Genomic DNA, 7,927 nt, shown 5'->3' with positions numbered 1-7,927 from the left:
ACTCCCGCAGGCGAATTGAAGGTCGATACGGTCGTGTCGGCCTTTTTTGACGTCCGCGTTTACCACCCATAGTGGTATTTTGGCGACAGGCGGGCCGCCGCGCGCGAATTTTTCTGGCCTGTGGCCGCCTCCCGTCCATATTCTCCGTGCAAAGGCCATAGCGCGTGCCGCAGTTTTGCGTCATGAGTTGCTGTGGAAGGACGCGGGCCGGCAATTGGCCCGTCGATTGAGGTTTTGAGGATAAGATGGCGAACGGTGTCGTTAAGTGGTTCAACCCGGCCAAGGGCTTTGGCTTCATTCAGCCCGAGGACGGCGGCCAGGACGTGTTCGTCCACATCGCCGCGGTTGAACGTTCGGGCCTGTCGGGCCTGAACGAAGGCGATCAAGTGGCTTATGAGCTGGAAGAGGACCGCCGCTCGGGCAAGACCTCGGCCGGCAACCTGCGTGTGACCGGCCATGGCGCCGCTCCGGCCGGCGGCGCTCCGCGTCGTCCGCAACGCAGCTTCGACGCCCCGCGCGGCGGCGGCTACGGCGGCGGCGGCGGCACCGGCGAAGCCGGTACGGGCGTCGTGAAGTGGTTCAACAGCACCAAGGGCTTCGGCTTCATCCAGCCGGACAACGGCGGTGGCGACATCTTCGTGCACATCTCGGCCGTCGAGCGTGCGGGCCTGCGCGGCCTGAACGAAGGCCAGCAAGTCGGCTACGAGCTGGAGCAAGACCGTCGCTCGGGCAAGACCTCGGCCGGCAATCTGCGCATCCTCTAAGCCTCACGCGCGCCGATCGCTCGCGGTCGGCGCCTGACGCCTGAATGCAAGAAGGCCCCGCTGGGGCCTCCGTCATCCTGGGATGGCTGGAGGCTCCGGCGGGGCCTTTTCGCGTTCTGCGGTCTCGACTGAAGTCCCCGGCGGCCAAAGCCGCCGGGAGACCGGATCAGAGGCCCTGGGCGGCGGCGCGCTCGGCGGCGGCCTGGTTCACAGCCAGGGCGGTCATGTTGACGATGCCGCGGGCCGTGACGCTGGGCGTCAGCACGTGCACCGGGCGGCTCATGCCCAGCAGGATCGGGCCGACCAGCAGGGCCTCGGTGGCGGCCGTCAGCAGGGTCAGGCTGATGTTGGCCGCGTCCAGGGTGGGCATGACCAGCAGGTTGGCCGAGCCCTTCAGTGTGCTGTCGCCCACCAGGCGGTCGCGCAGGGCCTGGGAGAGGGCGGCGTCGGCGTGCATCTCGCCGTCGACCTCGAGCTCGGGCGCGGCGGCGCGCACCATCGACAGGGCCTCGCGCATCTTGCGGGCGGTCGGCGAGTTGCTGGCGCCGAACGAGGAGTGCGACAGCAGGGCCGCCTTGGGCGTCAGGCCGAAACGGCGCACCGATTCGGCGGCCAGCAGGGTCATCTCGGCGATCTGCTCGGCGGTCGGCTCGACATTGACGTGGGTGTCGCAGAAGAACAGCGTGCCGTTGTCGAGGATCAGCGACGACATGGCGTAGACCCGGCCGACGTTCTCGCGCTTGGGGATGATCGGCAGCACGTAGGTCATGTGCTGCCACCAGTCGCCGCTGCCGCCCACCAGGGCCGCATCGACATGGCCGGTCTGCAACAGCATCGAGGCGGCCACCGTGCGGCGGCCCTCGACGCGGCGCTTGGCGGCCAGGGGCGGCACGCCGCGGCGGCCGACGAGGTTCTGGTACTGGCCGACGATCGGCTCGAACACCTCGTGGTCGGCCAGCGGGTCGAGGATCTCGACGCCGCCGCCCAGGTCGAGGCGCAGGCCCATCTCGGCGACCTTGGCCTTGATGACGTCGCGGCGGCCGATCAGCACCGGCGCGGCCAGGCCGTCGTCGACCACGGTCTGCACGGCGCGCAGGACCCGCTCGTCCTCGGCCTCGGCGTAGGCGACGCGGACCTTGGCGGCCTTGGTGGCCTTGCGGGCGCGCTCGAACACCGGGCGCATCAGCTGGCCCGAGCGGTAGACGAACAGCTCCAGCTCGGCGCGGTAGGCGTCGAAGTCGGCGATCGGGCGCGTGGCCACGCCCGTCTCCATGGCCGCGCGGGCCACGGCCGGGGCGATCTGCAGGATCAGGCGCGGATCGAAGGGCTTGGGGATGATGTACTGGGCGCCGAACATCGGGGCTGCGCCGCCATAGGCGCTGGCGACCACTTCGCTGGCTTCGGCGCGGGCGAGCTCGGCGATGGCCTCGACGGCCGCCACCTTCATCGCCTCGTTGATCTCCGAGGCGCCGACGTCGAGCGCGCCGCGGAAGATGAACGGGAAGCAGAGGACGTTGTTGACCTGGTTGGGATAGTCGCTGCGGCCGGTGGCCATGATGGCGTCGGGGCGGTCGGCGTAGACCAGCTCGGGCAGGATCTCCGGATCCGGATTGGCCATGGCCAGGATCAGCGGCTTCTCGGCCAGCAGCGGCAGCCACTCGGGCTTGAAGACGCGCGGAGCCGACAGGCCCAGGAAGATGTCGGCGCCGGGCAGCACGTCGGGCAGGGTGCGCGCGTCGGTCGGACGGGCGTAGCGGGCCATGTTCTCGGGCATGTCCGGATCACGGCCGGCGTAGACCACGCCCTTGATGTCGGTGAGCGTCACGTTCTCGACCGGCAGGCCCATCGAGACCAGCAGGTCGACGCAGGCCAGGGCCGCGGCGCCGGCGCCCGAGGTGACCAGCTTGACGTCCTTCAGGGCCTTGCCCTGGACGAGCAGGGCGTTGCGGACGGCGGCGGCGCAGACGATGGCGGTGCCGTGCTGGTCGTCGTGGAAGACCGGGATGTTCATCCGCTCGCGCAGGGCGCGCTCGATGACGAAGCACTCCGGCGCCTTGATGTCTTCCAGGTTGATGCCGCCGAAGGTGGGCTCGAGCGCGGCCACCACCTCGATGAAGCGGTCGGGATCCTTGGCGTCGACCTCGATGTCGAAGACGTCGATGCCGGCGAACTTCTTGAAGAGGACGGCCTTGCCCTCCATCACCGGCTTTGAGGCCAGCGGGCCGATGTCGCCCAGGCCCAGCACGGCGGTGCCGTTGGAGATCACGGCCACCAGGTTGCCGCGGGCGGTGTAGTCGCGGGCGAGATCGGGATCCTCGGCGATGGCCACGCAGGGGGCGGCGACGCCGGGGGAGTAGGCCAGGGCGAGGTCGCGCTGGGTGGCCATCCGCTTGGTGGCCTCGATCTGCAGTTTTCCGGGCCGCGGCAGCCGGTGGTAGTCCAGGGCGGCTTTACGGAAATCCTCGTCCATCATCGATCCTTCGCGGGTGTTCTGCGCAGCGCTGTGAAAGCGGGCCGTCTTTTCGCGCTCGTCGGATGGCGAACGCTCGCGGCCCGTCTGGCCGTGTAGCTACCGGGGTTGGCCGCGCATTTCCAACCTTACGCAGCGTCCTGGGCCCATTTTTTGCGATTCTGCGGCCAGGACGCGTCGGTGCGCGAGCGCGGGACGACCTGCGGTCGAGCGCTGGTAAGTAATAAAAGACTTATATACGCTCAATCGGCGGGCGCTGGGCGCCGCGAGGCTGGGCGAACCGGCGGCGAGCGGGCGCCGTGGGGCCGGTGCGGGACCGGCGACGCTGGACAGGGGCGGCGGACGGTTCCAGCCTTCGGGGGAAGGCGAAAGAGCGTATGATGACCACGAGACTGCAGGGCGCGAGGAAGCAAGAGCGATGAGCGGCCTGACGACCCATATTCTCGACACCGCCGCCGGCCGTCCGGCCGCCGGGGTGGCCGTGCGCGTGCTGCGCCGCATCGAAGGGCCGCCGGTCCTCCTGAAGGCGACGCTCACTGACGCCGACGGCCGCGCGCGGCTGGTCGAGGGCGAGGCGCTGGAAGTCGGCGGCTATCGCCTGGAGTTCGAGGTCGCCGCCTATTTCGCCGGCAGCGGGGCCAAGGTCTCCGATCCGCCGTTCCTCGACGTGGTGACGATCGATTTCGCCGTGGCCGACGCGGCCCAGCATCACCACGTGCCGCTGCTGGTGTCGCCGTTCGGCTATTCCACCTACCGGGGCAGCTGAGATGGGCGGAACGATCCGTTTCCTGCTGGACGGCGAGGTGCGGGAGGCGGCGGGCGTCGACCCGGCCACCACCCTGCTGGAGCACCTGCGCGGGCCGCTGCGCCGGACCGGAACCAAGGAGGGCTGCGCCGAGGGCGACTGCGGCTCGTGCACCGTGCTGGTGGGCGAGCTGACCACCGGCGATGATCTGGATCCGGTCAACTGGCGGGCGGTCAACGCCTGCATCCAGTTCCTGCCGATGCTGGACGGCAAGGCGGTGATGACCGTCGAGAGCCTTTCCTCCCAGGCCGTGGCCGGATGCGAGGGAAAGCCGCATCCCGTGCAGCAGGCGATGATCGACAAGCACGGCTCGCAATGCGGGTTCTGCACGCCGGGCATCGTCATGTCGCTGTACGGCCGGGCCGTCGGCGCCTGCGGGGGCGGCGCGCCGGTCGAGGACGTGCTGGCGGGCAACCTCTGCCGCTGCACCGGCTATGGCCCGATCCTGGAGGCCGCGCGCGAAGTGGTGCGCGAGCCCGCGCCCGACGTGGCCGCGCCGCTGAAGGCGATCCAGCGCCAGACCATGCTGACCCTGACCCACGAGGATCCGGTGCGCGGGGTCACCCGCCGCTGGCTGGCGCCGCGCAGCCTGGCCGAACTGGCCGCCGCCGCCGAGGCCAATCCCGACGCGGCCTTCGTGGCCGGGGCCACCGACGTCGGCCTGTGGGTCACCAAGCTGAGGAAGCCGCCGGAGGTCATGATCGACATCGGCCGGGTGCCGGAACTGAAGACCATCGGCCGGGTGGGCGATGCTTTGCGGATCGGCGCGGGCGTGCGCTATGTCGAGGCCATCGAGACCCTGAGCGCCCGCTATCCGGGCCTGTCGGACATGATGCGGCGGCTGGGGTCGACCCAGGTGCGCAACAGCGGCACGATCGGCGGCAACATCGCCAATGGCTCGCCGATCGGCGACATGCCGCCGGCCCTGATCGCGCTGGGCGCCAGGCTGGTGCTGCGCCGGGGCGAACAGACCCGCGAGATCGCGCTGGAGGATTTCTTCATCGCCTACGGCAAGCAGGACCGCCAGCCGGGCGAGTTCGTCGAGGCGGTGATCGTGCCGCGCGGCCCGGCGGGGCGGATCTTCAAGGTCTACAAGCTGTCCAAGCGCTTCGACCAGGACATCTCGGCCGTCTGCGCCGCCTTCGCCATCACCGTGGTCGACGGGGTGGTGATCGAGGCGCGGATCGCGTTCGGCGGCATGGCCGGCACGCCCAAGCGGGCCGACGCCTGCGAGGCGGCGCTGCTGGGCGCGCCCTGGACGCGCGAAAGCGTCGAGGCGGCCGCCGCCAGGCTGGACGAGGACTACACGCCGCTGTCGGACATGCGGGCCTCGGCGCACTATCGGGCGCGGGCGGCGCGCAACCTGCTGGTCCGGGCCTTCATCGAGAGCGCCGAGCCCGGCGTGGCGACCAGCGTGCTGGCGGAGGCGGCCCATGGCTGACTCCGGCGCTTCGCTGAAGGTGACCCCGTTCCAGGGCGTGCACGCCTCGGTCGCGCACGACAGCGCCCTGCGCCACGTGACCGGGACGGCGATCTATGTCGACGACCTGCCCGAGCCGGCCGGCATGCTGCACGTGCATCTGGGCATGAGCACGCGGGCCCACGCGCGGATCGCGGCGATGGACCTGTCTGCCGTTCGGGCCTCGCCCGGCGTGGTTCTGGTGCTGACCGCCGACGACATCCCCGGCGAGAACGACGTCAGCCCGGTGATCCACGACGACAGGCTGTTCGCGCAAGGCGAAGTCTATTGCGTCGGCCAGAGCCTGTTCGCGGTGGCCGCCACCTCGATCGCCGCGGCTCGCGCCGCCGCGGCCAAGGCCGTGGTCGAATACGAGGACTTGCCGGCGGCGATCACGATCGACGAGGCCCAGGCGCTGGACCTGAAGATCGAGGCCAGCCAGCGCATGGCGCGCGGCGACGCCGAGGCGGCGATCGCCGCCTCGCCAAATCGGGTTCGAGGCCGGTTCGCGATCGGCGGCCAGGACCACTTCTATCTCGAGGGCCAGGCCTCGCTGGCCACCCCGCGCGAGGAGGGCGACGTCCACGTCTGGTGCTCGACCCAGCATCCCACCGAGGTGCAGCACCTGATCGCCCGCGTGCTGGGCCGTCCCGACCACGCCGTGACGGTGGAGGTGCGGCGGATGGGCGGCGGCTTCGGCGGCAAGGAGACGCAAGCCTCGCTGTTCGCGGCGGCCGCGGCCCTGGTGGCGTTCAAGACCGGCCGCCCGGCCAAGTGCCGGCCCGACCGCGACGAGGACATGGTCATGACCGGCAAGCGGCATGACTTCGAGGTCGCCTACGACGTCGGCTTCGACGACGAGGGGCGGCTGGAAGGGATCCGGCTGGAGCTCTCTTCGCGCTGCGGGGCGACGACGGATCTTTCGCCGGCCATCAACGACCGGGCGATGTTCCACGCCGACAACGCCTACTACCTGCCGGCGGTCGAGATCGTCTCGCACCGCTATCGCACCCACACCGTCTCCAACACCGCCTTCCGGGGCTTCGGCGGGCCGCAGGGCATGGCCGCGATCGAGCGGGTGATGGACGCTGTGGCGCAGGCGGCGGGCCTCGACCCGCTGGAGGTGCGCCAGCGCAACCTCTATGGCGCCCATGGCGAAGGAGCGAGCCGAAACCTGACGCCCTACTACCAGGTGGTGGAGGACAACGTCGCGCCGGCGCTGATCGAGGACTTGGCGCGCTCGTGCGACTACCAGGCCCGGCAGCAGGCGGTGGACGCCTTCAACGCGGCCAATCCGATTCTCAAGAAGGGCCTGGCCCTGACGCCGGTGAAGTTCGGGGTCTCGTTCACGACCACGCACCTGAACCAGGCCGGCGCGCTGATCCACATCTATGCCGACGGCTCGATCATGCTGAACCACGGCGGCACCGAGATGGGGCAGGGGCTGTACATCAAGGTCGCCCAGGTGGCGGCCGAAGCGTTCCAGGTTCCGCTCGATCGCGTGAAGATCACTTCGACCACCACCGACAAGGTGCCCAACACCTCGGCCACGGCGGCCTCGTCGGGGGCGGACCTCAACGGCATGGCGGTGCTGGACGCGGCGGGCAAGCTGAAGGGGCGGCTCGTGGCCTTCGCCGCGCAGAAGTGGGGCGTGGATCCCTCGCAGGTGGCCTTCACGCCCGAAGGCGTGCGGATCGGCGGCGAGATGCTGAGCTTTCCCGATTTCTGCCGCCAGGCGTACCTGGCGCGGATCTCGCTGTCGGCCACCGGCTTTTACGCCACGCCCAAGATCGCCTACGACCGCAAGACCCATCGCGGGCGGCCGTTCTACTACTTCGCCTATGGCGCGGCCTGCAGCGAGGTGGTGATCGACACCCTGACCGGCGAGACCAAGGTGCTGCGCGCCGACATCCTGCACGACGTGGGGCGCTCGCTGAACCCGGCCATCGACCTTGGCCAGGTGGAGGGCGGCTTCATCCAGGGCATGGGCTGGCTGACGACGGAAGAGCTGGTCTACGACGCCAAGGGCGTGCTGAAGACCCACGCCCCCTCGACCTACAAGATCCCGACGGCCAGCGACCGGCCCCGGGTGCTGAACGTCGCCCTGTGGGAGCCCGGCCGCAACGCCGAGCCGACCGTGCACCGCTCCAAGGCCGTGGGCGAGCCGCCGCTGATGCTGGCGATCTCGGTGTTCTCGGCGATCACCCGGGCGGTGGCCTCGGTCGCCGATCACAAGGTGATGCCGAACCTGGATGCGCCGGCGACGCCCGAGGCGGTGCTGATGGCTGTGGAAGACGTGCGGAGGCGGGCGGCCGATGCGTGAGGTCTATGCCGCCACCTTTTCACACCTCTCCCAAGGGGAGAGGGAGGGGCCCGCCGCGCAGCGGTGGGAGGGTGAGGGGGTAAACCGCTGGCCATCGAAACCCCTC

General features: G+C 70.2%; 5 protein-coding genes and 1 pseudogene. 5 read left to right on the top strand and 1 reads right to left on the bottom strand.

The window, feature by feature from the left end; genetic code table 11:
• Window positions 1-245: 245 nt before the first annotated feature.
• Window positions 246-449 (top strand): annotated as a pseudogene (locus G5B46_RS24385) (cold-shock protein); the annotation flags it as partial.
• 120 nt (window positions 450-569) lie between these two features.
• Window positions 570-764: a cold-shock protein gene (locus G5B46_RS24380; protein WP_233245359.1), complete on the top strand. Its 195-nt coding sequence runs from the start codon at window positions 570-572 to the stop codon at window positions 762-764.
• Window positions 765-930: 166 nt separating this feature from the next.
• Here G5B46_RS24380 and G5B46_RS10140 read toward each other — a convergent pair whose 3' ends face one another.
• On the bottom strand, window positions 931-3,234 hold the full coding sequence (locus tag G5B46_RS10140) for an NADP-dependent malic enzyme (protein WP_165258326.1): 2,304 nt from the start codon (window positions 3,232-3,234) through the stop codon (window positions 931-933).
• A gap of 418 nt (window positions 3,235-3,652) precedes the next feature.
• On the opposite strand from G5B46_RS10140, the gene uraH reads away from it, so the two are divergent.
• From uraH to xdhB, 3 genes are read left to right on the top strand one after another with little or no spacing between them, the layout of a single operon-like run.
• Complete coding sequence (gene uraH, locus G5B46_RS10135) at window positions 3,653-4,000, top strand: hydroxyisourate hydrolase (RefSeq protein ID WP_165258324.1); 348 nt, start codon at window positions 3,653-3,655, stop codon at window positions 3,998-4,000.
• A gap of 1 nt (window position 4,001) precedes the next feature.
• On the top strand, window positions 4,002-5,480 hold the full coding sequence (xdhA, locus tag G5B46_RS10130) for a xanthine dehydrogenase small subunit (protein ID WP_165258322.1): 1,479 nt from the start codon (window positions 4,002-4,004) through the stop codon (window positions 5,478-5,480).
• Window positions 5,473-7,821 carry a xanthine dehydrogenase molybdopterin binding subunit gene (gene xdhB / locus G5B46_RS10125; RefSeq protein ID WP_165258320.1) on the top strand — a complete coding sequence of 783 codons (2,349 nt, stop codon included), beginning with the start codon at window positions 5,473-5,475 and terminating at the stop codon, window positions 7,819-7,821. Before xdhA ends, xdhB begins: the two co-directional genes overlap by 8 nt.
• The last annotated feature ends 106 nt before the right edge of the window (window positions 7,822-7,927 follow it).

Source organism: Caulobacter sp. 602-2, assembly GCF_011043625.1.
In the GTDB taxonomy this organism is placed as follows: Bacteria; Pseudomonadota; Alphaproteobacteria; order Caulobacterales; family Caulobacteraceae; genus Caulobacter.
The sequence above is the reverse complement of the archived record's forward strand: the minus strand, read 5'-3'. Positions and strand labels throughout refer to the sequence as shown.

Excerpts from the sequence above, each read along its gene's own strand:
- G5B46_RS10140 (WP_165258326.1), bottom strand. The coding sequence starts at position 3,234 with ATGGACGAGGATTTCCGTAAAGCCGCCCTGGACTACCACCGGCTGCCG.
- uraH (WP_165258324.1), top strand. The coding sequence starts at position 3,653 with ATGAGCGGCCTGACGACCCATATTCTCGACACCGCCGCCGGCCGTCCG.
- xdhA (WP_165258322.1), top strand. The coding sequence starts at position 4,002 with ATGGGCGGAACGATCCGTTTCCTGCTGGACGGCGAGGTGCGGGAGGCG.
- xdhB (WP_165258320.1), top strand. The coding sequence starts at position 5,473 with ATGGCTGACTCCGGCGCTTCGCTGAAGGTGACCCCGTTCCAGGGCGTG.